Origin of the sequence: Serratia sp. YC16, from assembly GCF_009707615.1 — a bacterium.
In the GTDB taxonomy this organism is placed as follows: Bacteria; Pseudomonadota; Gammaproteobacteria; order Enterobacterales; family Enterobacteriaceae; genus Serratia; species Serratia surfactantfaciens.
The window spans coordinates 1-25,741 of record NZ_WLYN01000020.1 but is presented as its reverse complement, the minus strand read 5'-3'; the positions used below and the strand labels follow the sequence as shown (position 1 = coordinate 25,741).

At 53.4% G+C, this 25,741-nt stretch carries 44 protein-coding genes and 1 pseudogene; 39 read left to right on the top strand and 6 right to left on the bottom strand.

The window, feature by feature from the left end:
- The 34 genes and pseudogenes from tuf to GKN89_RS23760 form a co-directional block, all read left to right on the top strand.
- Positions 1-238: pseudogene (tuf, locus tag GKN89_RS23925) on the top strand (elongation factor Tu); the annotation flags it as partial.
- A gap of 132 nt (positions 239-370) precedes the next feature.
- The gene (gene bfd, locus GKN89_RS23920) at positions 371-565 is read left to right on the top strand and encodes a bacterioferritin-associated ferredoxin (protein ID WP_071532885.1); all 195 of its coding nucleotides are present in this window, start codon (positions 371-373) and stop codon (positions 563-565) included.
- Between the two features lie 73 nt (positions 566-638).
- On the top strand, positions 639-1,118 hold the full coding sequence (gene bfr / locus GKN89_RS23915; RefSeq protein ID WP_019456183.1) for a bacterioferritin: 480 nt from the start codon (positions 639-641) through the stop codon (positions 1,116-1,118).
- 378 nt (positions 1,119-1,496) lie between these two features.
- The gene (rpsJ, locus tag GKN89_RS23910) at positions 1,497-1,808 is read left to right on the top strand and encodes a 30S ribosomal protein S10 (RefSeq protein ID WP_001181005.1); all 312 of its coding nucleotides are present in this window, start codon (positions 1,497-1,499) and stop codon (positions 1,806-1,808) included.
- Positions 1,809-1,840: 32 nt separating this feature from the next.
- Positions 1,841-2,470, top strand: coding sequence for a 50S ribosomal protein L3 (rplC, locus tag GKN89_RS23905; RefSeq protein ID WP_015379265.1), 630 nt, complete (start codon positions 1,841-1,843; stop codon positions 2,468-2,470).
- A 10-nt stretch (positions 2,471-2,480) separates the two neighbouring features.
- Complete coding sequence (gene rplD, locus GKN89_RS23900; protein ID WP_004929779.1) at positions 2,481-3,086, top strand: 50S ribosomal protein L4; 606 nt, start codon at positions 2,481-2,483, stop codon at positions 3,084-3,086.
- Entirely contained in the window at positions 3,083-3,385 is a 303-nt protein-coding gene (rplW, locus tag GKN89_RS23895; protein WP_004951179.1) for a 50S ribosomal protein L23, read from the top strand. The genes rplD and rplW overlap by 4 nt, the downstream gene beginning before the upstream one ends.
- Before the next feature lie 18 nt (positions 3,386-3,403).
- Positions 3,404-4,228: a 50S ribosomal protein L2 gene (rplB, locus tag GKN89_RS23890; protein ID WP_004929775.1), complete on the top strand. Its 825-nt coding sequence runs from the start codon at positions 3,404-3,406 to the stop codon at positions 4,226-4,228.
- Positions 4,229-4,242: 14 nt separating this feature from the next.
- Positions 4,243-4,521 (top strand): 30S ribosomal protein S19, encoded by a 279-nt coding sequence (rpsS, locus tag GKN89_RS23885; RefSeq protein ID WP_004929772.1) that lies wholly within the window; start codon positions 4,243-4,245, stop codon positions 4,519-4,521.
- A 14-nt stretch (positions 4,522-4,535) separates the two neighbouring features.
- Entirely contained in the window at positions 4,536-4,868 is a 333-nt protein-coding gene (rplV, locus tag GKN89_RS23880; protein ID WP_002223844.1) for a 50S ribosomal protein L22, read from the top strand.
- A 17-nt stretch (positions 4,869-4,885) separates the two neighbouring features.
- Positions 4,886-5,584 (top strand): 30S ribosomal protein S3, encoded by a 699-nt coding sequence (gene rpsC / locus GKN89_RS23875; RefSeq protein WP_004929766.1) that lies wholly within the window; start codon positions 4,886-4,888, stop codon positions 5,582-5,584.
- Between the two features lie 12 nt (positions 5,585-5,596).
- Positions 5,597-6,007, top strand: a complete 411-nt coding sequence (gene rplP / locus GKN89_RS23870; protein WP_004929764.1) for a 50S ribosomal protein L16 — start codon at positions 5,597-5,599, stop codon at positions 6,005-6,007.
- Positions 6,007-6,198, top strand: a complete 192-nt coding sequence (rpmC, locus tag GKN89_RS23865; RefSeq protein WP_004929762.1) for a 50S ribosomal protein L29 — start codon at positions 6,007-6,009, stop codon at positions 6,196-6,198. The genes rplP and rpmC overlap by 1 nt, the downstream gene beginning before the upstream one ends.
- Positions 6,199-6,453, top strand: a complete 255-nt coding sequence (gene rpsQ / locus GKN89_RS23860) for a 30S ribosomal protein S17 (RefSeq protein ID WP_004929760.1) — start codon at positions 6,199-6,201, stop codon at positions 6,451-6,453.
- 172 nt (positions 6,454-6,625) lie between these two features.
- Positions 6,626-6,997 carry a 50S ribosomal protein L14 gene (rplN, locus tag GKN89_RS23855; protein WP_000613954.1) on the top strand — a complete coding sequence of 124 codons (372 nt, stop codon included), beginning with the start codon at positions 6,626-6,628 and terminating at the stop codon, positions 6,995-6,997.
- Positions 6,998-7,006: 9 nt separating this feature from the next.
- Positions 7,007-7,321 (top strand): 50S ribosomal protein L24, encoded by a 315-nt coding sequence (rplX, locus tag GKN89_RS23850; protein WP_019456185.1) that lies wholly within the window; start codon positions 7,007-7,009, stop codon positions 7,319-7,321.
- Positions 7,322-7,335: 14 nt separating this feature from the next.
- Positions 7,336-7,875, top strand: a complete 540-nt coding sequence (gene rplE, locus GKN89_RS23845; RefSeq protein WP_004929756.1) for a 50S ribosomal protein L5 — start codon at positions 7,336-7,338, stop codon at positions 7,873-7,875.
- A gap of 13 nt (positions 7,876-7,888) precedes the next feature.
- Positions 7,889-8,194: a 30S ribosomal protein S14 gene (gene rpsN, locus GKN89_RS23840; RefSeq protein ID WP_019456186.1), complete on the top strand. Its 306-nt coding sequence runs from the start codon at positions 7,889-7,891 to the stop codon at positions 8,192-8,194.
- A 30-nt stretch (positions 8,195-8,224) separates the two neighbouring features.
- The gene (gene rpsH, locus GKN89_RS23835) at positions 8,225-8,617 is read left to right on the top strand and encodes a 30S ribosomal protein S8 (protein ID WP_004929753.1); all 393 of its coding nucleotides are present in this window, start codon (positions 8,225-8,227) and stop codon (positions 8,615-8,617) included.
- A 14-nt stretch (positions 8,618-8,631) separates the two neighbouring features.
- Positions 8,632-9,165, top strand: a complete 534-nt coding sequence (gene rplF / locus GKN89_RS23830; protein ID WP_004929751.1) for a 50S ribosomal protein L6 — start codon at positions 8,632-8,634, stop codon at positions 9,163-9,165.
- 9 nt (positions 9,166-9,174) lie between these two features.
- A complete protein-coding gene (gene rplR / locus GKN89_RS23825; RefSeq protein ID WP_004929748.1) occupies positions 9,175-9,528 on the top strand; it encodes a 50S ribosomal protein L18 in 354 nt (117 codons plus the stop codon).
- A gap of 14 nt (positions 9,529-9,542) precedes the next feature.
- Complete coding sequence (rpsE, locus tag GKN89_RS23820) at positions 9,543-10,043, top strand: 30S ribosomal protein S5 (RefSeq protein ID WP_004929747.1); 501 nt, start codon at positions 9,543-9,545, stop codon at positions 10,041-10,043.
- A gap of 6 nt (positions 10,044-10,049) precedes the next feature.
- On the top strand, positions 10,050-10,229 hold the full coding sequence (rpmD, locus tag GKN89_RS23815; protein WP_048232028.1) for a 50S ribosomal protein L30: 180 nt from the start codon (positions 10,050-10,052) through the stop codon (positions 10,227-10,229).
- A gap of 3 nt (positions 10,230-10,232) precedes the next feature.
- Positions 10,233-10,667, top strand: a complete 435-nt coding sequence (gene rplO / locus GKN89_RS23810) for a 50S ribosomal protein L15 (protein WP_004929742.1) — start codon at positions 10,233-10,235, stop codon at positions 10,665-10,667.
- Between the two features lie 7 nt (positions 10,668-10,674).
- On the top strand, positions 10,675-12,006 hold the full coding sequence (secY, locus tag GKN89_RS23805; RefSeq protein WP_004929740.1) for a preprotein translocase subunit SecY: 1,332 nt from the start codon (positions 10,675-10,677) through the stop codon (positions 12,004-12,006).
- A 33-nt stretch (positions 12,007-12,039) separates the two neighbouring features.
- Complete coding sequence (gene rpmJ, locus GKN89_RS23800; protein ID WP_002227352.1) at positions 12,040-12,156, top strand: 50S ribosomal protein L36; 117 nt, start codon at positions 12,040-12,042, stop codon at positions 12,154-12,156.
- 148 nt (positions 12,157-12,304) lie between these two features.
- Positions 12,305-12,661, top strand: a complete 357-nt coding sequence (rpsM, locus tag GKN89_RS23795; protein WP_004929734.1) for a 30S ribosomal protein S13 — start codon at positions 12,305-12,307, stop codon at positions 12,659-12,661.
- A 16-nt stretch (positions 12,662-12,677) separates the two neighbouring features.
- Positions 12,678-13,067 (top strand): 30S ribosomal protein S11, encoded by a 390-nt coding sequence (rpsK, locus tag GKN89_RS23790; RefSeq protein ID WP_004929731.1) that lies wholly within the window; start codon positions 12,678-12,680, stop codon positions 13,065-13,067.
- A 30-nt stretch (positions 13,068-13,097) separates the two neighbouring features.
- Positions 13,098-13,718: a 30S ribosomal protein S4 gene (rpsD, locus tag GKN89_RS23785; protein ID WP_154747893.1), complete on the top strand. Its 621-nt coding sequence runs from the start codon at positions 13,098-13,100 to the stop codon at positions 13,716-13,718.
- A gap of 25 nt (positions 13,719-13,743) precedes the next feature.
- Entirely contained in the window at positions 13,744-14,733 is a 990-nt protein-coding gene (gene rpoA / locus GKN89_RS23780) for a DNA-directed RNA polymerase subunit alpha (RefSeq protein WP_002919219.1), read from the top strand.
- A gap of 40 nt (positions 14,734-14,773) precedes the next feature.
- Positions 14,774-15,163 (top strand): 50S ribosomal protein L17, encoded by a 390-nt coding sequence (gene rplQ, locus GKN89_RS23775; protein ID WP_004929726.1) that lies wholly within the window; start codon positions 14,774-14,776, stop codon positions 15,161-15,163.
- Between the two features lie 149 nt (positions 15,164-15,312).
- On the top strand, positions 15,313-15,699 hold the full coding sequence (locus GKN89_RS23770; RefSeq protein ID WP_019456187.1) for a DUF1992 domain-containing protein: 387 nt from the start codon (positions 15,313-15,315) through the stop codon (positions 15,697-15,699).
- Positions 15,687-16,118: a Zn(2+)-responsive transcriptional regulator gene (gene zntR, locus GKN89_RS23765; protein ID WP_016930321.1), complete on the top strand. Its 432-nt coding sequence runs from the start codon at positions 15,687-15,689 to the stop codon at positions 16,116-16,118. Before GKN89_RS23770 ends, zntR begins: the two co-directional genes overlap by 13 nt.
- Positions 16,119-16,193: 75 nt before the next feature.
- On the top strand, positions 16,194-16,400 hold the full coding sequence (locus GKN89_RS23760; protein ID WP_004929720.1) for an alternative ribosome-rescue factor A: 207 nt from the start codon (positions 16,194-16,196) through the stop codon (positions 16,398-16,400).
- A 57-nt stretch (positions 16,401-16,457) separates the two neighbouring features.
- Here the strand turns inward: GKN89_RS23760 and mscL are convergent, their stop codons facing one another.
- The 5 genes from mscL to def all read right to left on the bottom strand — a co-directional run bounded on the left by mscL (position 16,458) and on the right by def (position 21,277).
- Positions 16,458-16,874 carry a large-conductance mechanosensitive channel protein MscL gene (gene mscL / locus GKN89_RS23755; RefSeq protein WP_015379263.1) on the bottom strand — a complete coding sequence of 139 codons (417 nt, stop codon included), beginning with the start codon at positions 16,872-16,874 and terminating at the stop codon, positions 16,458-16,460.
- A 137-nt stretch (positions 16,875-17,011) separates the two neighbouring features.
- Positions 17,012-18,388, bottom strand: a complete 1,377-nt coding sequence (trkA, locus tag GKN89_RS23750; RefSeq protein ID WP_004929716.1) for a Trk system potassium transporter TrkA — start codon at positions 18,386-18,388, stop codon at positions 17,012-17,014.
- A 55-nt stretch (positions 18,389-18,443) separates the two neighbouring features.
- Positions 18,444-19,733: a 16S rRNA (cytosine(967)-C(5))-methyltransferase RsmB gene (rsmB, locus tag GKN89_RS23745; protein ID WP_154747892.1), complete on the bottom strand. Its 1,290-nt coding sequence runs from the start codon at positions 19,731-19,733 to the stop codon at positions 18,444-18,446.
- A 72-nt stretch (positions 19,734-19,805) separates the two neighbouring features.
- Positions 19,806-20,750 carry a methionyl-tRNA formyltransferase gene (fmt, locus tag GKN89_RS23740; protein WP_370520298.1) on the bottom strand — a complete coding sequence of 315 codons (945 nt, stop codon included), beginning with the start codon at positions 20,748-20,750 and terminating at the stop codon, positions 19,806-19,808.
- A gap of 17 nt (positions 20,751-20,767) precedes the next feature.
- Complete coding sequence (gene def / locus GKN89_RS23735) at positions 20,768-21,277, bottom strand: peptide deformylase (RefSeq protein ID WP_015379260.1); 510 nt, start codon at positions 21,275-21,277, stop codon at positions 20,768-20,770.
- A gap of 133 nt (positions 21,278-21,410) precedes the next feature.
- Here def and dprA point away from each other — a divergent pair, with 133 nt between their 5' ends.
- Genes dprA through aroE form a run of 5 tightly spaced genes read left to right on the top strand, consistent with a single transcriptional unit; the run spans position 21,411 to position 24,955 of the window.
- Entirely contained in the window at positions 21,411-22,532 is a 1,122-nt protein-coding gene (gene dprA, locus GKN89_RS23730) for a DNA-protecting protein DprA (protein WP_063918414.1), read from the top strand.
- Positions 22,504-22,977 carry a DUF494 family protein Smg gene (smg, locus tag GKN89_RS23725; protein ID WP_154747891.1) on the top strand — a complete coding sequence of 158 codons (474 nt, stop codon included), beginning with the start codon at positions 22,504-22,506 and terminating at the stop codon, positions 22,975-22,977. The genes dprA and smg overlap by 29 nt, the downstream gene beginning before the upstream one ends.
- A 25-nt stretch (positions 22,978-23,002) precedes the next feature.
- On the top strand, positions 23,003-23,548 hold the full coding sequence (locus GKN89_RS23720; protein ID WP_019456195.1) for a type I DNA topoisomerase: 546 nt from the start codon (positions 23,003-23,005) through the stop codon (positions 23,546-23,548).
- A gap of 7 nt (positions 23,549-23,555) precedes the next feature.
- The gene (gene tsaC / locus GKN89_RS23715) at positions 23,556-24,125 is read left to right on the top strand and encodes an L-threonylcarbamoyladenylate synthase type 1 TsaC (RefSeq protein WP_019456196.1); all 570 of its coding nucleotides are present in this window, start codon (positions 23,556-23,558) and stop codon (positions 24,123-24,125) included.
- Positions 24,126-24,136: 11 nt separating this feature from the next.
- Positions 24,137-24,955: a shikimate dehydrogenase gene (gene aroE, locus GKN89_RS23710; protein WP_154747890.1), complete on the top strand. Its 819-nt coding sequence runs from the start codon at positions 24,137-24,139 to the stop codon at positions 24,953-24,955.
- A 38-nt stretch (positions 24,956-24,993) separates the two neighbouring features.
- Here the strand turns inward: aroE and GKN89_RS23705 are convergent, their stop codons facing one another.
- Positions 24,994-25,536 (bottom strand): gamma carbonic anhydrase family protein, encoded by a 543-nt coding sequence (locus GKN89_RS23705; RefSeq protein WP_004929699.1) that lies wholly within the window; start codon positions 25,534-25,536, stop codon positions 24,994-24,996.
- Between the last annotated feature and the right edge of the window lie 205 nt (positions 25,537-25,741).

Here is a 25,741-nt window from a genome sequence, read left to right as displayed (position 1 = left end):
AGGTGGTCGTCACACTCCATTCTTCAAAGGCTACCGTCCACAGTTCTACTTCCGTACTACTGACGTGACCGGTACCATCGAACTGCCAGAAGGCGTAGAGATGGTAATGCCAGGCGACAACGTGAACATGATTGTAACCCTGATTCACCCAATCGCGATGGACGACGGTCTGCGTTTCGCAATCCGTGAAGGCGGCCGTACTGTAGGCGCTGGTGTTGTTGCTAAAGTTATCGCTTAATCGCGAATAATTTTTTCGACACAAAAAAGGGCACTTCGGTGCCCTTTTTTTATGCAATTTGTACAAATCTTAATTGAAATAAAAACCATTCCTATTTAGACTCAATGCATTGGTTAAGAAGTGAGTCTCTCTATGTATGTATGTCTGTGTAATGCGGTGACTGACAAAGCGATCCGTAATGCGGTGCGTCAGCACAATCCCCACACCATGAAGCAGCTGCGTGAACTTGTGCCGATTGGTACCGATTGTGGAAAGTGCATTCGTCAGGCAAGACAAATTATGGTGGAGGAACGCGGAGCTATCATCCCAATGCATGAAGTTGCCTAACAAAGGGTAAGGTTATTTTTGACTCTTGGCTTACAGGTTCTACACTTTTAGAACTGGCCAGGAGGAGTTACCTATGAAAGGCGATAAAAAGATCATTGCTCACCTCAACAAGCTGCTCGGCAACGAGCTGGTTGCCATCAATCAATATTTCCTGCACGCCCGCATGTTCAAGAATTGGGGTTTAATGCGCCTCAACGATAAGGAATACCACGAGTCGATCGACGAAATGAAACATGCCGATCGCTACATCGAGCGCATTCTGTTCCTGGAAGGGCTCCCTAACCTGCAAGACCTCGGTAAGTTGAACATCGGCGAAGACATTGAAGAGATGCTGCGTTCCGATCTGGCGCTGGAATTGGCGGGCGCCAAGAATCTGCGCGAAGGTATCGCCTACGCCGACTCGATTCACGATTATGTCAGCCGCGATTTGATGATCGACATTCTGGCCGATGAAGAAGAGCATATCGACTGGCTGGAAACCGAGCTGGATCTGATCGCTCGCCTCGGCATTCAAAACTATGCCCAGGCCCAGATTTTAGAACGCAAAGAGTAAGCCTGCCTTCCGTTCGTCATCGCCTCTCCTGCCGGCAACCGTTTTTACGGTGGGGCAGGGGAGCTACCCGCCAAGCATAATTCATACCTTGATCGCCACCTTCATCCCGCGACCGTCGCTGAAGGCGCAAAAATGACGATTTCCTGAGCATATTTCCAACTGCGGCTTGCTTCCTGGGCCATTTTGCGTATAATGCGCGGGCTTACCTAATCTTGGTAAGCCTGATTTTAGCGAATCAGTCGATTGGCAGGCCTTTTTTGCCTTTCGAACAATACTCCCGATATGGGGGTTATATGTTGACGATTACACTCCCCCATCAATCGAAATGGGTGTGAGGAGTAATTATTTACGTTTATAAATAATTGGAGCTCTGGTCTCATGCAGAACCAAAGAATCCGTATCCGCCTGAAAGCGTTTGATCATCGTCTGATCGATCAATCAACCGCGGAAATCGTCGAGACTGCAAAGCGCACTGGTGCGCAAGTCCGTGGTCCGATCCCGCTGCCAACTCGCAAAGAGCGCTTTACCGTTCTGATTTCTCCGCACGTCAACAAAGACGCGCGCGATCAGTACGAGATTCGCACTCACAAGCGTCTGGTTGACATCGTTGAGCCAACCGAGAAAACCGTTGATGCTCTGATGCGTCTGGATCTGGCTGCCGGTGTAGACGTGCAGATCAGCCTGGGTTAATCAGGTCATTGAGCGATTGAGAGGTTGAAACAATGATTGGTTTAGTCGGTAAAAAAGTGGGTATGACCCGTATCTTCACTGAAGATGGCGTTTCTATCCCAGTAACCGTAATTGAAATTGAAGCGAACCGCGTGACTCAGGTTAAAAGCCTGGACACCGACGGTTACCGTGCCGTTCAGGTTACCACCGGTAGCAAAAAAGCTAACCGTGTAACCAAGCCGGAAGCGGGCCATTTCGCTAAAGCTGGCGTTGAAGCTGGCCGTGGTCTGTGGGAATTCCGCCTTGAAGAAGGTCAAGAGTTCGCTGCAGGTCAGGAAATTAGCGTAGAAATCTTCGCTGACGTTAAAAAAGTCGATGTTACCGGTACTTCTAAAGGTAAAGGTTTTGCTGGCACTGTTAAGCGCTGGAACTTCCGTACCCAAGACGCTACCCACGGTAACTCCTTGTCTCACCGCGTTCCGGGTTCTATCGGTCAGAACCAGACTCCGGGCAAAGTGTTCAAAGGCAAGAAAATGGCTGGCCACCTGGGTGATGAGCGCGTAACCGTTCAGAGCCTGGACGTAGTACGTGTTGACGCTGAGCGCAACCTGCTGCTGGTTAAGGGTGCTGTACCGGGCGCAACCGGTGGCAACCTGATCGTTAAACCAGCTGTGAAGGCGTAAGGGGATAGCAATGGAATTAGTATTGAAAGACGCGCAAAGCGCGCTGACTGTTTCCGAAACTACCTTCGGTCGTGATTTCAACGAAGCGCTGGTACACCAGGTTGTTGTTGCTTATGCAGCAGGTGCCCGTCAAGGTACCCGTGCTCAGAAGACCCGTGCTGAAGTAACTGGTTCCGGCAAAAAGCCATGGCGTCAGAAAGGCACCGGCCGTGCGCGTTCAGGTTCTGTAAAGAGCCCGATCTGGCGTTCAGGCGGCGTGACCTTTGCTGCTAAGCCACAGGACCACAGTCAGAAAGTAAACAAAAAGATGTACCGCGGCGCGCTGAAAAGCATCCTGTCCGAGCTGGTACGTCAAGATCGTCTGATCGTTGTCGAGAAGTTCTCTGTAGAAGCGCCTAAAACTAAGCTGCTGGCACAGAAACTGAAAGATATGGCTCTGGAAGACGTGCTGATCGTGACCGGTGAACTGGATGAGAATCTGTTCCTGGCAGCTCGCAACCTGTACAAGGTTGACGTGCGCGATGTAGCAGGTATCGATCCGGTTAGCCTGATCGCCTTCGACAAAGTGGTTATGACTGCTGATGCTGTGAAGCAAGTTGAGGAGATGCTGGCATGATCCGTGAAGAACGTTTGCTGAAAGTGCTGCGTGCACCGCACGTATCTGAAAAAGCATCCGCTGCGATGGAAAAAAGCAACACCATCGTTCTCAAAGTTGCCAAAGACGCGACCAAAGCAGAAATCAAAGCTGCAGTGCAGAAACTGTTTGAAGTCGAAGTCGAAGACGTGAACACCCTGGTAGTTAAAGGGAAAGTGAAACGTCACGGTCAGCGTGTTGGTCGTCGTAGCGACTGGAAAAAAGCTTACGTCACCCTGAAAGAAGGCCAGAATCTGGACTTCATCGGCGGCGCAGAGTAAGTCGGAGGAGTAAGAACAATGGCAATTGTTAAATGTAAACCTACATCTCCGGGTCGTCGCCACGTTGTTAAAGTGGTTAACCCTGAGCTGCACAAGGGTAAACCTTATGCCCCGCTGCTGGAAAAACTGAGCAAAAGCGGTGGTCGTAACAACAATGGCCGTATCACCACCCGTCATATCGGTGGTGGCCACAAGCAACACTATCGTCTGGTTGACTTCAAGCGCAACAAAGACGGTATCCCTGCTGTGGTTGAGCGTCTGGAGTACGATCCGAACCGTTCCGCGAACATCGCGCTGGTTCTGTACAAAGACGGCGAACGCCGTTACATCCTGGCGCCGAAAGGCCTGAAAGCTGGTGACCAGATTCAATCTGGCGTTGATGCTGCAATCAAAGCGGGTAACACCCTGCCGATGCGCAACATTCCAGTTGGTTCAACGGTTCACAACGTAGAAATGAAACCAGGTAAAGGCGGCCAGATGGCTCGCTCCGCTGGTGCCTACGTTCAGATCGTTGCTCGTGATGGTTCCTACGTAACTCTGCGTCTGCGCTCCGGCGAAATGCGTAAAGTTCCAGCTGATTGCCGCGCCACCCTGGGTGAAGTCGGTAACGCTGAACACATGCTTCGCGTTCTGGGTAAAGCAGGTGCTGCACGTTGGCGTGGTGTTCGTCCTACCGTTCGCGGTACGGCGATGAACCCGGTAGATCACCCGCACGGTGGTGGTGAAGGTCGTAACTTTGGTAAGCACCCGGTAACTCCGTGGGGCGTTCAGACCAAAGGTAAGAAGACCCGTAGCAACAAGCGTACTGATAAGTTCATCGTACGTCGCCGTAGCAAAAAATAATTAGAGGATAAGCCATGCCACGTTCTCTCAAGAAAGGTCCTTTTATTGACCTGCACTTGCTGAAGAAGGTAGAGAAAGCGGTGGAAAGCGGTGACAAGAAGCCTTTGCGCACTTGGTCCCGTCGTTCAACGATCTTTCCTAACATGATCGGTTTGACCATCGCTGTCCATAATGGTCGTCAGCACGTACCAGTGTTCGTTTCCGATGAAATGGTCGGTCACAAACTGGGTGAATTCGCGCCGACTCGTACTTATCGCGGCCATGCGGCTGATAAAAAAGCTAAAAAGCGCTAAGGTAGGAGGAAGAGATGGAAACTATCGCTAAACATCGCCACGCTCGTTCTTCTGCTCAGAAGGTTCGCCTTGTTGCTGACCTGATTCGCGGTAAGAAAGTGTCGCAAGCTCTGGAAACTCTGACCTACACCAACAAGAAAGCTGCTGGTCTGGTTAAGAAAGTGCTGGAGTCTGCCATTGCTAACGCAGAACACAACGATGGCGCTGACATCGATGATCTGAAAGTTACGAAAATCTTCGTAGACGAAGGCCCAAGCATGAAGCGCATTATGCCGCGTGCAAAAGGTCGTGCAGATCGCATCCTGAAGCGCACCAGCCACATTACTGTGGTTGTGTCCGATCGCTGAGACTCTGGAGACTAGCAATGGGTCAGAAAGTACATCCTAATGGTATTCGCCTGGGTATTGTCAAACCTTGGAACTCTACTTGGTATGCGAATACCAAAGAATTCGCTGACAACCTGGACAGCGACTTTAAAGTTCGTCAATTCCTGACTAAGGAACTGTCGAAAGCTTCCGTTTCTCGCATCGTTATCGAGCGTCCTGCGAAGAGCATCCGTGTGACCATTCACACTGCTCGCCCAGGCATCGTTATCGGCAAGAAAGGTGAAGACGTCGAAAAACTGCGCAAGGTCGTAGCGGACATCGCTGGCGTTCCTGCACAGATCAACATCGCCGAAGTCCGTAAACCGGAACTCGACGCTAAATTGGTTGCTGACAGCATCACTTCTCAGCTGGAACGTCGCGTTATGTTCCGTCGTGCTATGAAGCGTGCTGTACAGAACGCAATGCGTCTTGGCGCTAAAGGTATCAAAGTTGAAGTAAGCGGCCGTCTTGGCGGCGCTGAAATCGCACGTACCGAATGGTACCGCGAAGGTCGTGTTCCATTGCACACTCTGCGTGCGGACATCGACTACAACACATCTGAAGCGCACACCACTTATGGTGTAATCGGCGTTAAGGTATGGATCTTCAAAGGTGAGATCCTGGGTGGTATGGCTGCAGTTGAACAACCGGAACCGGCTGCTCAACCTAAAAAGCAGCAGCGTAAAGGCCGCAAGTAAGGAGAGTCGCTGATGTTACAACCAAAGCGTACAAAATTCCGTAAGGTGCACAAGGGCCGCAACCGTGGTCTGGCGCAAGGTACGGATGTTAGCTTCGGCACTTTCGGTCTGAAAGCTGTTGGCCGTGGCCGTCTGACTGCTCGTCAAATCGAAGCAGCTCGTCGTGCAATGACTCGTGCAGTTAAGCGTCAAGGCAAGATCTGGATCCGTGTATTCCCGGACAAACCGATCACCGAGAAGCCGCTGGAAGTGCGTATGGGTAAAGGTAAGGGTAACGTGGAGTATTGGGTTGCCCTGATCCAGCCTGGTAAGGTCCTGTACGAAATGGACGGCGTGCCAGAAGAGGTTGCCCGCGAGGCATTCAAACTGGCAGCAGCGAAACTGCCGATCAAAACCACCTTTGTAACTAAGACGGTGATGTAATGAAAGCACAAGAGCTGCGTGAAAAAAGCGTTGAAGAGCTGAATGCCGAGCTGCTCAACCTGCTGCGTGAGCAATTCAACTTGCGCATGCAGGCGGCCAGTGGCCAGCTGCAACAAACTCACCTGTTGAAACAAGTGCGTCGTGACGTCGCACGCGTTAAGACTTTACTGACTCAAAAGGCGGGTGTGTAAATGACTGAAGTTATCCGTACCCTGCAGGGTCGTGTTGTTAGCGACAAAATGGAGAAATCCATCGTTGTTGCTATCGAGCGTACTGTGAAGCACCCGATCTACGGGAAATTCATCAAACGTACGACCAAGCTGCACGTACATGACGAGAACAACGAATGTGGTACCGGCGACGTGGTGGAAATCCGCGAATGCCGCCCACTGTCCAAGACTAAGTCCTGGACGTTGGTTCGCGTTGTAGAGAAAGCGATTCTGTAATAGAGTAGCTGGCTCTCACTTAATAAACGGCTCAGAAAATGAGCCGTTTATTTTTTCTACCCATACCAAGTAAGCGGTGTTATAATGCTGCGCCCTCGGTTATGGGGCTTTTCAACGGCCTAATTTTTACTTGGGTCTTTAAAGTAGTAGTTGACATTAGCGGAGCACTAAAATGATCCAAGAACAGACTATGCTGAACGTCGCCGACAACTCCGGTGCACGTCGCGTAATGTGTATCAAGGTTCTAGGTGGCTCGCACCGTCGCTACGCAGGCGTCGGCGACATCATCAAAATTACCATCAAGGAAGCAATTCCTCGCGGTAAGGTGAAGAAAGGCGATGTTCTGAAGGCGGTAGTGGTGCGCACCAAGAAGGGTGTACGTCGCCCGGACGGTTCTGTCATTCGCTTCGATGGCAATGCATGCGTTATTTTGAACAATAACAGCGAGCAGCCTATCGGTACGCGTATTTTTGGGCCGGTAACTCGTGAACTGCGTAATGAGAAGTTCATGAAAATTATCTCTCTGGCACCAGAAGTACTCTAAGGAGCGAACATGGCAGCGAAGATCCGTCGTGATGACGAAGTTATCGTGATTACCGGGAAAGACAAAGGTAAGCGCGGTAAAGTAAAAAATGTCCTGTCTGCTGGCAAGGTCATTGTTGAAGGCATCAACCTGGTTAAGAAACACCAGAAGCCGGTTCCGGCTCTGAACCAACCAGGCGGCATTGTTGAAAAAGAAGCTGCAATTCAGGTTTCTAACATTGCTATCTTCAACGCGGCTACCGGCAAGGCTGACCGTGTAGGCTTTAGATTCGAAGAGGGCAAAAAAGTCCGTTTCTTCAAATCTAACAGCGAAACTATCAAGTAATTTGGAGTAATACGATGGCGAAACTGCATGATTACTACAAAGACGAGGTAGTCAAACAACTGATGTCTCAGTTTGATTACAACTCTGTCATGCAAGTCCCTCGGGTCGAGAAGATCACCCTGAACATGGGTGTTGGTGAAGCGATTGCTGACAAGAAACTGCTGGATAACGCCGCAGCGGACCTGGCAGCCATCTCCGGTCAAAAACCGTTGATCACCAAAGCCCGCAAATCTGTTGCAGGCTTCAAAATCCGTCAGGGCTATCCGATCGGCTGTAAAGTAACTCTGCGTGGCGAACGCATGTGGGAGTTCTTTGAGCGTCTGATCTCCATTGCTGTTCCACGTATCCGTGACTTCCGTGGCCTGTCCGCCAAGTCATTCGATGGCCGTGGCAACTACAGCATGGGCGTGCGTGAGCAAATCATCTTCCCAGAAATCGACTACGACAAAGTCGATCGCGTTCGTGGTTTGGATATTACCATTACCACTACTGCGAAATCTGATGATGAAGGCCGCGCGCTGCTGGCTGCTTTTAACTTCCCGTTCCGCAAGTAAGGCAGGGTTACTGATGGCTAAGCAATCAATGAAAGCACGCGAAGTCAAGCGCGTGAAATTAGCTGACAAGTTCTTTGCAAAACGCGTTGAACTGAAAGCTATTATCTCTGATGTGAACGCGTCCGATGAAGATCGTTGGGATGCCGTTCTCAAGCTGCAAACTCTGCCGCGTGATTCCAGCCCGTCTCGTCAGCGTAAACGCTGCCGCCAAACTGGCCGTCCACATGGTTATGTGGGCAAATTCGGGTTGAGCCGTATTAAGCTTCGTGAAGCCGCTATGCGCGGTGAAGTACCAGGCTTGAAAAAGGCTAGCTGGTAATTACCAATTGAATCACGGGAGTAAAGACAGATGAGCATGCAAGATCCGATCGCGGATATGCTGACCCGTATCCGTAACGGTCAAGCCGCGAACAAAGTTGCGGTCACCATGCCTTCCTCCAAGCTGAAAGTGGCAATTGCCAACGTGCTGAAGGAAGAAGGTTTTATTGAAGATTTCAAAATCGAAGGCGACGCCAAGCCTGTTCTGGAACTGGTACTGAAGTACTTCCAGGGCAAAGCTGTGGTAGAAAGCATTCAACGTATCAGCCGTCCAGGTCTGCGCATCTACAAGAAAAAAGATGAGCTGCCAAAAGTTATGGCCGGTTTGGGTATCGCTGTTGTTTCTACCTCTAAAGGTGTTATGACCGATCGTGCAGCTCGCCAGGCTGGTCTGGGTGGCGAGATTATCTGCTACGTAGCTTAATTCGGGAGGAAAGAATGTCTCGTGTTGCAAAAGCACCCGTCGTCATTCCTGCCGGCGTAGAGGTAAAACTCAACGGTCAGGTTATTTCGATTAAGGGTAAAAACGGCGAGTTGACTCGTACTATCCACGACGCCGTTGAAGTGAAGCAAGAAGCTAACGCACTGACTTTCGCTCCGCGCGAAGGTTTTGCTAACGCATGGGCTCAAGCGGGTACCACGCGCGCTCTGCTGAACGCAATGGTTGTTGGTGTTACCGAAGGCTTCACCAAAAAGCTTCAACTGGTAGGTGTTGGTTATCGTGCTGCCGTTAAAGGCAACGTGGTGAATTTGGCCCTGGGCTTCTCTCACCCTATCGATCACCAGCTGCCGGCAGGTATCACTGCTGAATGCCCAAGCCAAACTGAAATCGTGCTGAAAGGCGCTGATAAGCAGGTAATTGGCCAGGTAGCAGCAGATCTGCGCGCTTACCGTCGTCCTGAGCCTTACAAAGGCAAGGGTGTTCGTTACGCCGACGAAGTCGTGCGTACCAAAGAGGCTAAGAAGAAGTAAGGTAACACTATGGATAAGAAATCTGCTCGTATCCGTCGTGCGACCCGCGCACGCCGCAAGCTCCAAGAGCTGGGTGCAACCCGCCTGGTGGTACATCGTACCCCGCGTCACATTTACGCACAGGTGATTGCTCCAAACGGTTCTGAAGTACTGGTAGCCGCTTCTACTTTAGAAAAAGCTATCGCGGAGCAACTGAAGTATTCCGGTAACAAAGACGCAGCAGCAGCCGTAGGTAAAGCTCTGGCTGAGCGCGCGTTGGAAAAAGGGATTGCGAAAGTATCCTTTGACCGTTCCGGTTTCCAATATCATGGTCGAGTCCAGGCACTGGCAGATGCTGCCCGTGAAGCTGGCCTTCAGTTCTAAGGAAGAGGTTTAAGATGGCTCACATCGAAAAACAAGCTGGCGAACTGCAGGAAAAGCTGATCGCGGTAAACCGCGTATCTAAAACCGTAAAAGGTGGCCGTATTTTCAGCTTTACCGCACTGACTGTAGTTGGTGATGGTAACGGTCGCGTTGGTTTTGGCTACGGCAAAGCACGCGAAGTTCCAGCAGCGATCCAGAAAGCGATGGAAAAAGCCCGTCGCAACATGATGAACGTCGCGCTGAACAGCGGCACCCTGCAGCACCCTGTTAAGGGCGCTCACACGGGTTCTCGCGTGTTCATGCAGCCTGCTCATGAAGGTACCGGTATCATCGCGGGTGGTGCAATGCGCGCCGTTCTCGAAGTTGCTGGGGTGCACAACGTATTGGCTAAAGCTTATGGTTCCACCAACCCGATCAACGTGGTTCGTGCAACTATCGACGCTCTGGCGAATATGAAGTCTCCTGAAATGGTCGCTGCTAAGCGTGGTAAATCCGTTGCCGACATTCTGGGGTAATTGACCATGGCTAAGACTATTAAAGTTACACAAACTCGCAGCTCAATTGGCCGTCTGCCGAAGCATAAAGCTACTCTGCTCGGTCTGGGTCTGCGTCGTATTGGTCACACCGTAGAGCGCGAGGATACTCCTGCTGTTCGCGGTATGGTCAACCTGGTTTCCTACATGGTTAAAGTTGAGGAGTAACAGATGCGTTTAAATACTCTGTCTCCGGCTGAAGGTGCCAAGCATGCGCCTAAGCGTGTAGGTCGTGGTATTGGTTCTGGCCTGGGTAAAACCGGCGGCCGTGGTCACAAAGGTCAGAAGTCTCGTTCTGGCGGTGGCGTACGTCGTGGTTTCGAAGGTGGTCAGATGCCTCTGTACCGTCGTCTGCCGAAATTCGGCTTCACTTCACGCAAAGCGATGATCACGGCAGAAGTTCGTCTGTCTGAACTGGCTCTGGTTGAAGGCGATGTTATCGACCTGAACGCGCTGAAAGCCGCTAACGTAGTTGGTGTCCAGATCGAATTCGCGAAAGTTGTACTTTCTGGCGAAGTCGCTCGTCCGGTAACCCTGCGTGGTCTGCGTGTCACCAAAGGCGCTCGTGCTGCTATCGAGGCTGCTGGCGGTAAAATTGAGGAATAAGTAGCAGATGGCTAAGCAACCAGGATTAGATTTTCAAAGTGCTAAAGGCGGGCTCGGCGAGCTGAAGCGCAGACTTTTGTTTGTCATCGGCGCGCTGATTGTCTTCCGCATCGGCTCTTTCATTCCGATTCCTGGTATCGATGCCACTGTGCTTGCCAAATTGCTTGAGCAGCAGAGAGGCACTATCATTGAAATGTTTAACATGTTCTCTGGTGGTGCCCTCAGCCGTGCTTCTATCTTTGCTCTGGGGATCATGCCATATATCTCGGCGTCGATCATTATCCAGCTGCTGACGGTGGTTCATCCAGCGTTGGCGGAAATCAAGAAAGAAGGGGAGGCTGGCCGTCGCAAGATTAGCCAGTACACCCGTTACGGTACGCTGGTATTGGCCATATTCCAGTCGATCGGTATTGCTACCGGTCTGCCGAATATGCCTGGTATGCAGGGCCTGGTGTTAAACCCAGGCTTTGCATTCTACTTTACTGCGGTTGTGAGCCTGGTAACCGGGACAATGTTCCTGATGTGGCTGGGTGAGCAGATTACTGAGCGCGGTATCGGCAACGGTATCTCGATCATTATCTTCGCGGGTATTGTAGCGGGGCTCCCGCCGGCAGTGGCCCATACTATTGAGCAAGCGCGGCAAGGCGACCTGCACTTCCTCCTGCTGCTGTTGGTTGCAGTATTGGTGTTTGCAGTAACCTTCTTCGTTGTTTTCATCGAGCGTGGTCAACGTCGTATCGTCGTTAACTATGCGAAGCGTCAACAAGGTCGTCGTGTTTATGCAGCACAGAGTACACACTTACCGTTGAAAGTGAACATGGCGGGTGTTATCCCGGCGATTTTCGCTTCCAGCATTATTCTGTTCCCGGCCACGATTGCATCATGGTTTGGGGGCGGTACCGGTTGGAACTGGCTGACTACGATTTCGCTGTATTTGCAGCCAGGGCAACCGCTTTATGTGTTACTCTATGCGTCTGCAATCATCTTCTTCTGTTTCTTCTACACGGCGTTGGTTTTCAACCCGCGTGAGACAGCAGATAACCTGAAGAAGTCCGGTGCCTTCGTACCAGGAATTCGTCCGGGAGAGCAAACGGCGAAGTATATCGATAAAGTAATGACGCGTTTAACCCTGGTGGGCGCGATGTACATTACTTTCATCTGCCTGATCCCGGAGTTCATGCGTGATGCAATGAAAGTACCATTCTACTTTGGTGGTACCTCGCTACTGATCGTGGTTGTCGTCATCATGGACTTTATGGCTCAAGTGCAAACTCTGATGATGTCAAGTCAGTACGAGTCTGCATTGAAGAAAGCAAATCTGAAAGGCTATAACCGCTAGTCAGATTCGTTTGAGAAGTTACGGAGAGTAAAAATGAAAGTTCGTGCTTCCGTCAAGAAATTATGTCGTAACTGCAAAATCGTTAAGCGTAACGGTGTCGTTCGTGTGATTTGCAGCGCCGAGCCGAAGCATAAACAGCGTCAAGGCTGATTATCTCGCATATTTTTCTTGCAAAGTTGGGTTGAGCTGGCTAGATTAGCCAGCCAATCTTTTGTATGTCGCACTGCAACATTATTTGAGTATCCTGAAAACGGGCTTTTCAGAATGGTGTTGCTGTATAAAATAGTAGGAGTGCATAGTGGCCCGTATAGCAGGCATTAACATTCCTGATCATAAACATACCGTTATCGCCTTAACGTCGATCTTCGGTATCGGTAAAACCCGTTCACAGGCTATCTGTGCATCTACGGGTATTGCTGAAAATGTTAAGATCAGTGAGCTGTCTGAAGAGCAAATCGAAAAGCTTCGTGATGCAGTTGCCAAATACACCGTTGAGGGTGATTTGCGTCGTGAAATTACCCTGAGCATCAAGCGTCTTATGGACCTTGGTTGCTATCGTGGTTTGCGTCATCGTCGTGGTCTGCCGGTACGCGGTCAGCGCACCAAGACCAACGCTCGTACCCGTAAGGGTCCGCGCAAGCCGATCAAGAAATAATCGGGGTTATTGAATAATGGCAAAGGCACCTGTTCGTACACGTAAGCGTGTAAGAAAGCAAGTCTCTGACGGCGTGGCTCATATCCATGCTTCTTTCAACAACACCATCGTTACCATCACTGATCGTCAGGGTAATGCTTTGGGTTGGGCAACAGCCGGTGGTTCCGGTTTCCGTGGTTCTCGTAAGTCCACTCCGTTCGCAGCACAGGTTGCAGCAGAACGTTGTGCTGACGCAGTGAAAGAATACGGTATCAAGAACCTGGAAGTTATGGTTAAAGGACCTGGTCCTGGTCGTGAGTCTACTATCCGCGCTCTGAACGCGGCTGGTTTCCGCATCACTAACATTACTGATGTGACTCCGATCCCTCATAACGGTTGTCGTCCGCCGAAAAAGCGCCGCGTGTAACGCAGCTTTTAGGATTGTTGGAGAAAGAAAATGGCAAGATATTTGGGTCCTAAGCTCAAGCTGAGCCGTCGTGAGGGCACAGACCTGTTCCTTAAGTCTGGCGTTCGCGCGATCGATTCCAAGTGTAAAATTGAACAAGCACCTGGTCAGCACGGTGCGCGTAAACCGCGTCTGTCTGATTACGGTGTTCAGTTGCGTGAGAAGCAGAAAGTTCGTCGTATGTACGGCATTCTGGAGCGTCAATTCCGCAACTATTACAAAGAAGCAACCCGCCTGAAGGGCAACACCGGTGAAAACCTGTTGCAGCTGCTGGAAGGTCGTCTGGACAACGTTGTTTACCGTATGGGCTTCGGCGCTACTCGTGCAGAGTCACGTCAGCTGGTTAGCCACAAAGCAGTTATGGTAAACGGTCGCGTTGTTAACATCGCTTCTTATCAGGTATCTCCGAATGACGTAGTCAGCATCCGCGAGAAAGCTAAAAAGCAGTCTCGTGTTAAAGCTTCTCTGGAGCTGGCTGAGCAGCGTGAAAAGCCGACTTGGCTGGAAGTTGATGCTGCTAAGATGGAAGGCGTGTTCAAGCGTATGCCTGACCGTACCGATCTGTCTGCGGACATTAACGAACACCTGATCGTCGAGCTTTACTCCAAGTAAAGCTTAGTACCAAAGAGAGGACACAATGCAGGGTTCTGTGACAGAGTTTCTAAAACCGCGCCTGGTAGATATCGAGCAAGTCAGTTCGACGCACGCCAAGGTGACCCTTGAGCCTTTAGAGCGTGGCTTTGGCCATACTCTTGGCAACGCACTGCGCCGTATTCTGCTTTCATCTATGCCGGGTTGCGCGGTGACCGAGGTTGAGATTGATGGTGTACTGCATGAGTACAGCACCAAAGAAGGCGTACAGGAAGATATCCTGGAGATCCTGCTCAACCTGAAAGGGCTGGCGGTGAGAGTTCAAGGCAAAGACGAAGTTATTCTTACCCTGAATAAATCTGGCATTGGCCCTGTGACCGCTGCCGACATCACCCATGATGGTGATGTCGAAATCGTCAAGCCTCAGCACGTGATTTGCCACCTGACTGATGAGAACGCGGCTATCAGCATGCGTATCAAAGTTCAGCGCGGTCGCGGTTATGTGCCGGCTTCTGCCCGAATTCATTCGGAAGAAGATGAGCGCCCAATCGGTCGTCTGTTGGTTGACGCCTGCTACAGCCCTGTAGAGCGTATCGCCTACAATGTTGAAGCTGCGCGTGTAGAACAGCGTACTGACTTGGATAAGCTGGTCATCGAGATGGAGACCAATGGCACGATCGATCCTGAAGAGGCGATCCGCCGTGCGGCCACCATTCTGGCTGAACAACTTGAAGCTTTCGTTGACCTGCGTGATGTACGTCAGCCGGAAGTTAAAGAAGAGAAACCAGAGTTCGATCCGATCTTGCTGCGCCCTGTTGACGATCTGGAATTGACTGTCCGCTCTGCTAACTGCCTCAAGGCAGAAGCTATCCACTACATCGGTGATCTGGTACAGCGTACCGAGGTTGAGTTGCTGAAAACGCCAAACCTGGGTAAAAAATCTCTTACCGAGATTAAAGACGTGCTGGCCTCACGTGGTCTGTCTCTGGGCATGCGCCTGGAAAACTGGCCGCCGGCAAGCATTGCTGACGAGTAACCGGATCACAGGTTAAGGTTTTACTGAGAAGGATAAGGTCATGCGCCATCGTAAGAGTGGTCGTCAACTGAACCGTAACAGCAGCCATCGCCAGGCTATGTTCCGTAACATGGCCGGCTCTTTGGTTCGTCATGAGATCATCAAGACGACCCTGCCAAAAGCAAAAGAGCTGCGTCGCGTTGTTGAGCCGCTGATTACTCTTGCCAAGACCGACAGCGTAGCTAATCGTCGTCTGGCATTCGCCCGTACTCGTGATAACGAGATCGTGGCAAAACTGTTTAACGAGCTGGGCCCGCGTTTCGCGAGCCGTGCCGGTGGTTACACTCGCATTCTGAAGTGTGGCTTCCGCGCAGGCGACAACGCGCCGATGGCATACATCGAGCTGGTTGATCGTGCTGAGTCTCAAGCAGAAGTGGCAACTGCAGAGTAATCTGTAGACGCGTAAAAAAACCGGGCTTGCCCGGTTTTTTTACGTCCAAATCCAGCCAAATGTGCGCAATTCCCCCTGCTGTGCTTAAGATCCCCGCCCCTATCCGCTATGCTAAGGCTTATTCATTAGGCTAACCGAGGCTGTCTGTCATGGGATTGCTCGATCAATGGGCGGAACGTCATATCCTTGATGCCCAGGATAAAGGCGAGTTCGACAATCTGCCCGGCCAGGGGCAGCCGCTTGTGCTGGAAGATGACAGCGCGGTGCCGCCCGAGCTACGCGCCGGTTACCGTTTGCTGAAAAATGCCGGTTACCTACCGCCGGCGCTGGAAGATCGCAAAGAGGCATTAACCGTTGCTCGCTTACTGCAAGAGATTAATAGCGAACATCCGGACTATGTCGATCTCAGCAAGCGCATGGCACTGCTGGAACATCGATTGCGTCAGGCTGGGATGAGCACGGATTTCTTGCATGGCGAATATCAGCACGCACTGGACGGCAAATTCACCCGAGAGGAGAAGTCATGTTCAAGATAGGTCAGTTGGCCAAGCTCGCCGAAGTGACGCCGGATACCGTGCGTTACTATGAAAAGCAGGGCATGATGGATCACAATGTCCGCACCGAAGGCGGTTATCGGCTGTATACGGAGCAGGACCTGCAGCGGCTGCGTTTTATTCGCTATGCCAAACAGTTGGGCTTTACTCTGGAAACGATCGCCGAACTGCTGTCGATCCGGGTTGATCCTGAACACCATACCTGCCAGGAATCGAAGTCGATCGTCGATGCTCGCCTGAGCGAAGTGGAAAGCAAGTTGGCGGAGCTGACCCGCATGCGCGAATCGTTGAAACGCTTGAGTGACGCCTGCTGCGGCACTGCCCATACCAGCAACTATTGTTCTATTCTGGAAGCCCTGGAGCAGGGCGCCAGCGATGATAAAGGCAAAAAAGGTTGCTGACGGCACTTTAATTTTTATATTGCCGGCAGTATTATCGGCTCGTTTTATTACCCTACCTTTTACAGGAGCATTACCATGACGAAATATCGTCACACTAAAGGCCAGATTCAAGATAACGCCATTGAGGCGCTGCTGCATGACCCGCTATTCCGCCAACGAGTGGAAAAGAATGTGAAAGGCAAAGGCAGCTATCGGCGTAAAGAAAAACACAACAAAGGCGGTAACTGGGAGGCCAGTGGCAAACTATCAAACGATAATTTACCACTGGCCTTCTGGTTTTAAGGCATTAAAAAAGCCACCGATGAAGGTGGCTTTTTATTGGCGTAACCTAATGCCGTTTTACAGCTTTGGCTGCTGTTGCTGGCTCAGCAAATCACGGATTTCCGTCAGCAGTTTCTCTTCTGCGGTTGGTTCTGGCGGCGCTGCCGGCGCTTCTTCCTGCTTGCGGCGCATCTTGTTCATCAGTTTAATCGCCAGGAAGATAGCAAAGGCGACAATCACAAAGTCAAATACGGTCTGGATGAATGAACCATAGTTCATTACCACCGCCGGTACGGCGCCCTGAGCTTCACGTAACACCAGATGGAACTGTTTAAAATCGACGCCGCCAATCAGTAAGCCCAACGGTGGCATGATGATATCGGCCACGAAGGACGAAACAATCTTGCCGAATGCAGCACCGATAATCACACCGACGGCCAGATCGACCACGTTGCCGCGCATGGCAAATTCGCGAAACTCTTTCAACATACTCATAGAACGCACCCCTTGCAGAATTAATAACTCAAGTTTAACAAAGCAATTTCCCTTTGCCACAAATGGCGAGAAGTTTTATCTCCTCCCAAGGCAGAGAACAACTACGCAATTATAGACCATCGCCTAATAAATTCGTTCTACAAGAAGAACGGACTCGGTTGGAACAAGCGTTCAACGTCCGGCACGAATTTCTTGTCGGTAATAAACATGATGACGTGATCGCCCTGTTCGATTTTGCTGTTGCCGTTGGCGATGATCACGTCGTCGCCTCGCACGATAGCGCCGATGGTGGTACCCGGCGGCAGCTTGATGTCTTCGACGATGCGGCCGACCACTTTGGAGGTGCTTTCGTCGCCGTGAGCAATCGCTTCGATCGCTTCAGCTACGCCGCGGCGCAGCGACGAAACGCTGACGATATCCGCTTTGCGCACGTGTCCCAGCAGGGCGGAGATGGTTGCCTGCTGGGGAGAAATGGCGATATCGATCACGCTGCCTTGCACCAGATCGACATAGGCACGGCGCTGGATCAATACCATCACCTTCTTGGCGCCCATGCGCTTGGCCAGCATGGCCGACATGATGTTGGCCTCATCGTCGTTAGTGATGGCGATGAAGACGTCCACCTGCTCGACGTGCTCTTCGGCCAGCAGCTCCTGATCCGAAGCATCGCCGTAGAACACGATGGTATCGTGCAGCTGTTCGGCCAGTTCGGCGGCGCGTTGCTGATTGCGCTCGATCAGTTTGACGTTGTAGTCTTTTTCCAGCTTGGCGGCCAGGCCGGCGCCGACGTTGCCGCCGCCGACGATCATGATGCGCTTATAGGGTTTTTCCAGCCGTTGCAGTTCGCTCATTACCGCGCGGATGTGCTGTGAGGCGGCGACGAAGAACACTTCATCGCCGGCTTCGATAATGGTCGAGCCCTGCGGTCGGATCGGACGATCCTGGCGGAATATGGCGGCGACGCGGGTATCGATATGCGGCATGTGTTCGCGCATCGAAGAGAGCGCATTGCCGACCAGCGGGCCACCGTAATAGGCTTTAACCGCGGCGATGCTGACCTTGCCTTCAGCGAAGTTGACCACCTGCAGGGCGCCAGGGTATTCGATCAGCTTGTAGATATAGTCGATGACTAGCTGCTCCGGCGAAATCAGATGATCGATCGGCACTGCTTCCGGCAGGAACAGTTTCTCCGACTCGCGGATATATTCCGGCGCGCGGATGCGGGCGATGCGGTTAGGGGTATTAAACAGAGAATAGGCGATCTGGCAGGCGATCATGTTGGTTTCGTCGGAGTTGGTGACCGCGACCAGCATGTCGGCGTCTTCTGCGCCGGCTTCGCGCAGCACCCGAGGGTGGGAACCATGTCCCTGAACCACCCGCAAATCGAATTTATCCTGTAGTTGGCGCAAGCGGCCGGAATCGGTATCGACGACGGTGATATCGTTGTTTTCACCCACCAGGTTTTCCGCCAGCGTCCCGCCAACCTGACCGGCACCAAGAATAATTATTTTCATCGTGTTCTCTGCTTCACACTGAAAGACTTAGGGCGCGCACGCACGCCCTGAAGAATTACATTTTAATCAGCTTAGCGTAAAAGAAGCCATCGCCATCCTCGGGATGCGGGATATTCTGTCGCCCTGGCCGCTGTGCATCGCCGGTTTTAACCAGCTTGGCATCGGCGTGGCGCTGCAAGAACGCGGCAATCTGGCTGCTGTTTTCATCCGGCAGGATAGAGCAGGTTGCGTAAACCATCACGCCACCTGATTTCAGATGCGGCCAGACGGCTTCCAGGATTTCGGCCTGCAGTGCGGCGAGCTCGGCGATGTCGCGATCGCGGCGCAGCCATTTGATATCGGGGTGACGGCGGATCACGCCGGTGGCGGAGCAAGGTGCGTCCAGAAGGATACGGTCGAACTGCTTGTCACCGCACCATTGTTGCGGAGTGCGGCCATCACCCAGTTTAACCTCCGCGTGCAAACGCAGGCGTTGCAGGTTTTCTTTCACCCGCGCCAGACGTTGCTCGTCGATATCGACGGCCATCACGTGCGCTTTCGGCGCCGCTTCCAGGATATGCGTGGTTTTACCGCCAGGTGCGGCGCACAAATCGAGGATCTGCTCGCCGTCTTGCGGATCCAACAGATCGACACAGCCCTGGGCCGAGGCATCTTGTACGGTGACCCAGCCTTCGGTGAACCCAGGCAGATCGGTCACGGCGCAAGGCGCCAGCAAACGCACCGCGTCCGCATAGTCTGCATGAGGCTCTGCGGCGATGCCTGCGTCGGTCAGCAACTGCAGATAAGCTTCGCGGGTGTGGTGCAGGCGGTTGACGCGTAGCCACATCGGCGGCTTCTGGTTATTCGCGTCGACGATCTGTTCCCAGTTGGCGGGATAAGCCTGTTGAATGCGTTTCAGTAACCAGCTGGGATGCAGATAGCGGCTGTCATTATTGGCGGCGCGTTGCAGCAGCTCTTCCTGCTGGCGTTGAAATTGGCGCAAAACGCCGTTAATCAGGCCTTTTAACTGCGGGCGTTTCAGCGCTACTGCACCTTCCACGGTTTCCGCCAGCACGGCGTGCGCCGGGATGCGGGTATACAGCAGCTGGTACAAGCCGACCATCAACAAATAGTGTAGCGTGCGCTGCTTGCCGGTCAGTGGCTTGGCCATCAATTGTTGAATGCACCATTCGAGCTGCGGCAGCACGCGTAACGTGCCGAAGCACAGTTCCTGCAGCAACCCGCGATCTTTGTCGCTGATGGAGGTTTGCAGCGCTGGCAGGACAGTGCTGAGCGACTGCCCTTGATCCAGCACCTGGCCGATGGCTTTGGCAGCGATGCTGCGGAGATTGTAATTATTTTTCATAGGCTAAAGCTGATAACGATCGGCATTAAGAAAATAACGGCCCGGCGATGAACGGCCGGGCAGTGGGGTGGCTTACAGCCGGTTGCCCGGGGTAAACCATTCACGACGTGAATTTAACAGGTCCTGCGCCGACATCGGTTTCTTACCGGCGGGCTGCAGCTGGAGCAGATTGAGGATGCCGTCGACGGTCGCCACCTGAATGCCGTGCTTGTCGGCATGGATAACGGTGCCCGGTTCTGCGTTGGCGCTTTCTGCCAGCACGCTGGCCTGCCACACTTTCACCGGTTGCTCGTCGATGATGAAGTAGCTGACGGGCCAAGGGTTGAAGGCGCGGATGCAGCGCTCCAACTGGGCGGCGGACAGGGTCCAGTCCAGGCGAGCTTCTTCTTTGCTCAGCTTCTCGGCGTAGGTGACCAGCGATTCGTCCTGTACCTCGCGGGTGGCGCTGCCGTCGGCCATTTGGCGCAGCGTCGTCAACATGCCCTGCGGGCCGAGCTGAGCCAGCTTGTCGTAGAGGCTGGCGCTGGTGTCGCTGCTCTCAATCGGGCAGGCGATCTTGTGCATCATGTCGCCGGTATCGAGGCCGACATCCATCTGCATGATGGTCACGCCGGTTTCGCTGTCGCCGGCCCAGAGTGAACGCTGGATCGGCGCCGCGCCGCGCCAGCGAGGCAGCAGCGAACCGTGTACGTTGATGCAGCCCAGGCGCGGCATATCCAACACCGCTTGTGGCAGGATCAGCCCGTAAGCGACCACCACCATCACGTCGGCGTTGAGATCGGCCACCAGGCGCTGGTTCTCTTCGGGACGTAATGACTTGGGCTGGAATACCGGCAGTTGGTGTTGTTCGGCCAGCGCTTTGACCGGGCTTGGCGTCAGCTTGTTGCCGCGGCCTGCCGGGCGGTCGGGCTGGGTAAATACGCCGACAATCTGGTGCTCAGATGACAACAGCGCGTCAAGATGACGCGCTGCGAAGTCTGGTGTTCCGGCGAAAATAATCCGTAAAGAATCAGACACGTTGATTTCCTGATCGGTTAGGCGCGGGCTTGAAGCTTGGCCATTTTTTCCAGTTTCTGACGAATACGCTGGCGCTTGAGCGGCGACAGGTAATCGACGAACAGCTTGCCCATCAGGTGATCCATCTCGTGCTGGATGCAGATCGCCAGCAGATCGTCCGCTTCCAGCTCGAAAGGTTTGCCTTCGCGATCTAGCGCGCGGATCTTCACCTGCGCGGCGCGCGGCACTAACGCACGCTGCTCTGGAATGGAAAGACAGCCTTCCTCGATGCCGGTTTCGCCGCTTTTTTCCAGCAGCTCCGGGTTGATCAGCACCAGGCGCTGATCGCGATTCTCGGAGACGTCGATCACGATAATGCGCTGATGGATATCCACCTGAGTCGCAGCCAGGCCAATGCCTTCCTCTGCGTACATGGTTTCAAACATATCATCCACGATGCGCTGGATATCTGCATTGACTTCTTTTACCGGCGCTGCGACTTTGCGCAGACGCTCGTCTGGGAAATGTAATACCTGCAAGACTGACATATATCTTTAGATCTGTATCCGAGTAATGAACGAGGTTTAACCTCTATTCTAGACATTTCCCGACCTGATTGACAGCATTGCGCACCAATTGCTCAGATTGGTAATACCACCGTTTTTGCTGAGGGAACAGACGATGCGGCTGGAAGAGATCGCTTTACGGATGCGGGGGGTTACGGGGCTACAGACCCCGACGGCCAGTCGGATCGTGCAGCAGTTATCGCAAATGGGGGGCGAACCCAATCGCGCGCTGCGTGAACTGGGATTGAACGAACGGCAGCGGGCACAGTTCAACCGGGCGGATCCCGGCTATCTTACGGCTACCTTGCATTGGTTGGAAAAGCCGGCGCACCGCATAGTGAACTATGGGGCGCTCGGTTATCCCGATCGCCTGGCCCAGATCGACGATGCGCCGCTGTTTTTGCTGATCGAGGGCGATCCGCAGGCGCTGTTGCAACCGCAGCTCGCCATGGTCGGCAGTCGGCAGTTCAGCCATTACGGCGAGCGATGGGCGAACCATTTCGCCGCTGAGTTGGCGCGCTGCGGTTTCGCCATCACCAGCGGTCTGGCGATTGGCATCGACGGGATTTGCCATCGCGCGGCGTTGGCGGCCGGCGGCTGTACTGTCGCGGTGTTGGGTAGCGGGCTGGCCAATATCTATCCGCGCCGGCACCGTCGGCTTGCGGAACAGATAGTCGAACAAGGCGGCGCCGTGGTTTCAGATCATTTAGTCACCGACTTGCCTCTGGCCGACCATTTTCCGCGCCGCAATCGTATTATCAGCGGGCTGAGTCTGGGCGTTCTGGTTATAGAAGCCTCGCTGCACAGCGGTACCCTGGTGACTGCTCGCTATGCGTTGGAACAGGGGCGTGAGGTGTTCGCTCTGCCAGGGCCATTAGGGAACCCGATGAGCGAGGGCACACATTGGCTCATCCAACAGGGCGCGCATCTGGTCACCGGGCCGAAAGATATCGCCGAATTGCTGGAAAGCGGTCTTCAATGGCTGCCGCTGAACGAAAATACAACTATTTGTGCGTCACAGGCTGAAGTTGAATTGCCATTTGCCGATGTGTTGGCTAACGTAGGAGATGAGGTGACACCTGTTGACGTCGTCGCTGAACGTGCCGGCCAACCTGTGCCAGTGGTGGTAATCAAGTTACTCGAGCTGGAGTTAGCAGGGTGGATCGCAGCTGTACCCGGCGGCTATGTCCGAATAAGGAGGGCAAGCCATGTTCGACGTACTCATGTACTTGTTTGAAACTTATATCCACAATGAACCAGAGATGCGCGTCGATCAGGATCAACTGACCGATGATCTCGCTCAGGCGGGGTTTCATCGGGATGATATCTACAACGCGTTGAATTGGCTTGAGAAGTTGGCTGACCTGCAAGAAGGTCAAAATGCCCCTTACTTTATGGATGCCGATCCGCTGGCGATGCGGATTTACACCGAAGAGGAAGATGCGCGTTTGGACGCCGGCTGCCGTGGTTTTCTCCTGTTCCTGGAACAGATTCAGGTATTGAACCTCGAAACCCGTGAAATGGTTATCGACCGCGTTATGGCTTTGGATAATGCGGAATTCGATCTCGAAGATCTGAAATGGGTCGTGTTGATGGTGCTGTTTAATATCCCCGGATATGAAAGCGCCTATCAGCAAATGGAAGAACTGTTGTTTGAAGTGAACGAAGGTTATCTGCATTGAGCCGATAACGCGCATAGAAGACGTTATGACAAAAAACGCGATTTTTGCCGCCAGGCAAAATGAACCCTGTCCGGAATGCGGGGCCGAGCTGGTGATCCGTAGCGGTCGCCACGGCCCCTTCCTCGGTTGTTCCCAGTACCCTGAATGCCAATATATTCGGCCGCTGAAAGCACAGGCCGATGGGCATATCGTTAAGGTGTTGGATGGGCAACAGTGCCCGAAGTGTCAGGCGACGTTGGTGCTGCGCCAGGGGCGCTACGGCATGTTTATCGGTTGCAGCGATTATCCGCAGTGCGATCACACTGAAGTGATCGACAAGCCTGACGAAACCGCCATTACCTGTCCGCAGTGCGGGCAAGGCAAGCTGTTGCAGCGTAAGTCGCGCTACGGCAAGGTTTTTCATTCCTGCGATCGTTACCCGGAATGCCAGTTCGCCCTCAATGTTAAACCCGTCGCCGGTGAATGCGCCTACTGCCATTACCCGTTGCTGATGGAAAAGCGCACGGCAAAGGGCCCCGTCCTGTGCTGTGCCAGCAAGCTGTGCGGCAAACCCGTCGCGACTACAGAATAATCACATCATGAACTCAGAATTAAGCCCGAACCTTTTATCTATCATCGATGCTTTGCATCAACAGCAGGTTATTGCCTATCCCACCGAAGCGGTATTCGGCCTGGGTTGCGATCCCGACAGTGAACAGGCGGTCAATGCGCTGCTGGCGTTGAAACAGCGGCCGTGGGAAAAGGGGCTGATTCTGATCGCCGCCGACTATGCACAGCTTAAGCCATATATCGATGACAGTGCGCTCAGCGAACAGCAGCGCGCGACGATGTTTGCCAGCTGGCCAGGGCCGGTAACCTGGGTGTTGCCCGCTCGGCCGGAGACGCCACGTTTGCTGACCGGGCGTTTCAGCTCATTGGCGGTGCGCGTCAGCGATCATCCGTTGGTGCAGCAGCTGTGTCGGCAGTACGGCAAGCCGCTCGTGTCGACCAGCGCCAATCTCAGCGGGCTGGAGCCGTGCCGCAGTGCGGATGAAGTCACGCGGCAATTCGGCGACGCTTTCCCGGTATTGGCCGGTGAGGTGGGCGGCCGTCTTAATCCTTCCGAAATCAGAGATGCACTGACCGGCGAACAGATCCGTCAGGGCTAGAGGTAATGGGCATGGAGAAGTTTGCGGTATTTGGCAACCCTATTGGCCACAGCAAGTCGCCGCGAATTCATGCGCTGTTTGCTGCTCAGACCGGCATTGAGCATCCTTATGGCGCGGTGTTGGCGCCGTTGGACGGTTTTGAAACCAGCTTGCAGGCGTTTATCCGCGCCGGAGGGCTGGGGGCGAACGTCACGGTGCCCTTCAAGGAGCGTGCTTATGAGCTCGCCTCCGAGCTGAGTGAGCGCGCGGCGATGGCCGGCGCGGTCAACACCCTGAAGGTATTGCCGAATGGCGAACTGCTGGGGGACAACACCGACGGCATCGGTTTGTTGATCGATCTGCAGCGCCAGCAATTGATTCGGCCGCAGGATCGCATTCTGCTGGTGGGCGCCGGCGGTGCGGCACGCGGCGTGATCCTGCCGCTGCTGTCTTTCGGCTGCCGGCTCACCATCACCAATCGTACCTTCAGCCGGGCCCAGGAATTGGCCGACGCTTTCCGGCATCTGGGGGAGATCTCGGCGGCGCCGATGGATCAACTGGATCGGCAAGCGTTCGATCTGGTGATCAATGCGACGGCGTCCGGCATCAGTGGGGAGATCCCGGCGTTGCCTGCAGGCGTGGTGAACGCGCAGACCCGTTGCTATGACATGTTCTATCAGCAAGGCATTACGCCATTTCTGGCCTGGGCGCAGCAGCAGGGCACAACGGAATACGCCGATGGGTTGGGTATGCTGGTGGGGCAGGCGGCGCATGCTTTCCTGCTGTGGCACGGCGTGATGCCAGAGATAGAACCGGTCTTACGCCAGCTGCGCAGCGAGCTGGCGGCATAAATCTTACCCCGTTCTCTTTATAGGGAACGGGGCGCCCATCAGATATCTTCCGACAGGTATTCGTCTTTCCAGCGTACGTAGTTGTTAGAAGAATAAAGCAATCCCTCCAACTCGGCGGCGGTCAGCGGCCGAACCTGGCGTGCCGGGCTACCCATATAAAGATAGCCGCTCGCCAGGCGCTTGCCCGGCGCCACCAAACTGCCGGCGCCAATCATTACGTCGTCTTCTACGACTACACCGTCCAACAGGATCGATCCCATCCCGACCAGCACCCGGTTGCCAATGGCGCAGCCGTGCAGCATCGCTTTATGGCCCACGGTAACGTCTTCGCCAATTAACAGGGGATAACCGTCGGGGTTATGTTCGGAGCGGTGAGTCACATGCAGCACGCTGCCATCCTGAATATTGCTGCGTGCGCCGATCTTTACCGCATTGACGTCGCCGCGGATAGCGACCAGCGGCCAGATGCTGACGTCATCCGCCAGATCGACGTCGCCGATCACGACGCTGGAAGGATCGATCAGGACGCGCTGACCGAGTTTGGGGGTGTATTGAAGATAAGAACGTACTGCATCGGACATAGTGCTGCCTCACGTCGGGATCATATTTACCGGCAATACTAGACTCTGACGATGGAATTACAACCAACGGCAGCGCCGGATCCTGCGGAAAATGGCCCTGATCGCACAAGATCCACCCGGAAGGGCTGAAAAGTGTGCAAACAGAAAGAAAAGATCAAAAAAGGGGTTGTGCAAAAAACTCGGATCCCTATAATGCGCCTCCATC